Source organism: Selenomonadales bacterium (assembly GCA_017442105.1).
Classification (GTDB): Bacteria; Bacillota; Negativicutes; order RGIG982; family RGIG982; genus RGIG982.
Genome location: JAFSAX010000016.1, coordinates 1 through 2152, shown reverse-complemented (window position 1 = coordinate 2152; position 2152 = coordinate 1). Strand labels below are relative to the sequence as shown.

Sequence of the window (2152 nt, the reverse complement as noted above, 5' to 3'; positions counted from 1 at the left end):
ATCTACATAGAAATTCCGAAAAGCCTCGGCGACCTTATAACCGGATGCCGAACCACTATCATCCATCAAGGAGAAAAAATCTTTATATAACACCAACTTATACGATCGTGAATATCCGGCTAAGCTATCTTTGTTCCCGATATACTTCAAGAACTCTTTTTTTACACTATTATCGGGATAACACTTGAACTCCAATGTCTTTTCACCGATAGCATAAACTTCGACATATTCTTTTCCTTCAGTAGAAAGGATATTTCCTTGCCCACTCGCTATATACTGCATACTCTTCAGAAAGACTCTTTTTAATTCTTGGCAAATCGCGCTCCCCTCAGAATAGCGAATTTGCACTACTTCTCTATCCGTAACCGATTCCCTAAAGTTAACATTTGTAATTATGGCTTCATATTTATTTTCACCTACAACCACTTGAATACTTTCTTTTTCGCCTTTAGAAAGTCGAATACCAATAACATCCAAAAGAGTATTTTGAACACTTTTCGGTATGGTCAATCCTGACTTCAATAAAGACTGATCTACTCTTTTTTCAAAAAGCAACGCTTTCATTTTACTGCCCCTTATTATAATCTGATCTAATAAAAAATGCTCTGCCACTAGGCAGAGCATTAAGTTTATATAGTCATACTGCCGTGGCTTTTCACAACACCAACAGCGTTGTTTATAATAATAGCATATTTAGTCAGAAAAATCAAGAAATTGACGGTTTCTGCAAATTTTAGTTACATGCGAGCATGCATCTATAGTCCTTTTTCATATTTATCCTAACGCAATTCTCTTCCGCCCCCAATAGATTGCGAAGATCATCAGGAAGATAGCACCTGCAATACAGACGGAATGGATTCCTGCGTGAGCTACTAAGAAGAAGGTCAAGAGCGGACCGATCGCCGCACCTACGTCAAATGCAAAGGCAAACCACGTCATGACGGACATTCTGCCCAGTTCTGCCGCACGGTCTGCTGCTGCCGAGTCAGCCAAGGTAGTCAGGCACGTACCGCCCATCTGCACGCCGAGAACGATCAGTATCCACAATAACATCGGCACATCAAGCGTCATCAGACCAAACAAAACAGCCGTCACAGCAAACGATACTGCAAGCATACCGCTACGACTTCCAAAGTGGTCAGAAAGCTTACCGACCCATGGCGCTCCCCACGGTTCCCATCCCCAGCGGATCGCCTGCAAAATACCACTTAATGCCGTTGCACCGATCACTACACCTGCTCCGATCATGATTGGATCTACGTGCAGATGAACAAGCGGTGTCAAGATCGTTGTGAACATACCATAGTACAGCATAGTAACGACGAAACCTGTTCCCATCAGCCACAGGAACGAGCTTTTCAACCAAATCGTTTTCGGCAACTGTACCGAGCCTCGATCCTGCGTAAGACCTTCTATCTTTACATTTTTCAACATGCCAAGAGGAACGATTGCAGGCAACGTGATGATGCCGAAGACAACAGCCATCATATGATAGCCCAACGCTTCAGCCAGGATACCGCCTAGCAACGCCCCGCCCAGATGCCCCAAACGATGGAGTCCATTATATAGACCCATGTACTGACCGCGATTTTTCTCAGGCGAACATTCAAGTACCACGTAGTATCCGCCCAAACGCAAGAACGTCCACGATATTCCCCAAAGAGCACGTATCGCTACCCACATCGCAAATGTCGATGCCACGGCATATCCGATCGTAGTCAGTATCCCCAACACAACAGCGACTGTCAAAGCAGTCTTCACCGATACCCGTTGATAGACCCAACCGACTACCTGATTGAGCGGAAGTCGCACCAAACGATTCGTCGACAGAACCACGCCGACTTCCCATAATGATGTCAAACCAACCTCTTGCCAATACATCGGAAGCACCACGTATAGCATGGAATCTCCCAATAAACATAATGCCGTTATCAACGCAACGATGACGACCGGCCTTTTTCCTTTTTCCATATAAACACCTATTTCTGCTCTATCCATTACGCAAAACGCGTATGGTTTTATTATACTCGACTTTTTCTTAGGAGAAAAGAAAATAAGCCTGTACCACACAAAATGATACAAGCTTATTTTTCAGCATTGCTCCTCTCTCCCATATCTGCTCATCAAATCAAAAACCCCCTGCAAGTTAGAT

The 2152-nt window shown here is 44.1% G+C and carries 2 protein-coding genes; both read right to left on the bottom strand.

Going from position 1 to position 2152, the window contains the following annotated elements:
• Nucleotides 1-564 (bottom strand): hypothetical protein (locus tag IJN28_00695; GenBank protein ID MBQ6712290.1); only part of this gene is annotated, 564 nt, incomplete at its 3' end.
• A gap of 210 nt (nucleotides 565-774) precedes the next feature.
• On the bottom strand, nucleotides 775-1971 hold the full coding sequence (locus tag IJN28_00690; protein MBQ6712289.1) for an MFS transporter: 1197 nt from the start codon (nucleotides 1969-1971) through the stop codon (nucleotides 775-777).
• Between the last annotated feature and the right edge of the window lie 181 nt (nucleotides 1972-2152).

Coding starts and splice junctions, on each gene's coding strand:
- IJN28_00690 (MBQ6712289.1), bottom strand. CDS start 1,971: ATGGAAAAAGGAAAAAGGCCGGTCGTCATCGTTGCGTTGATAACGGCA.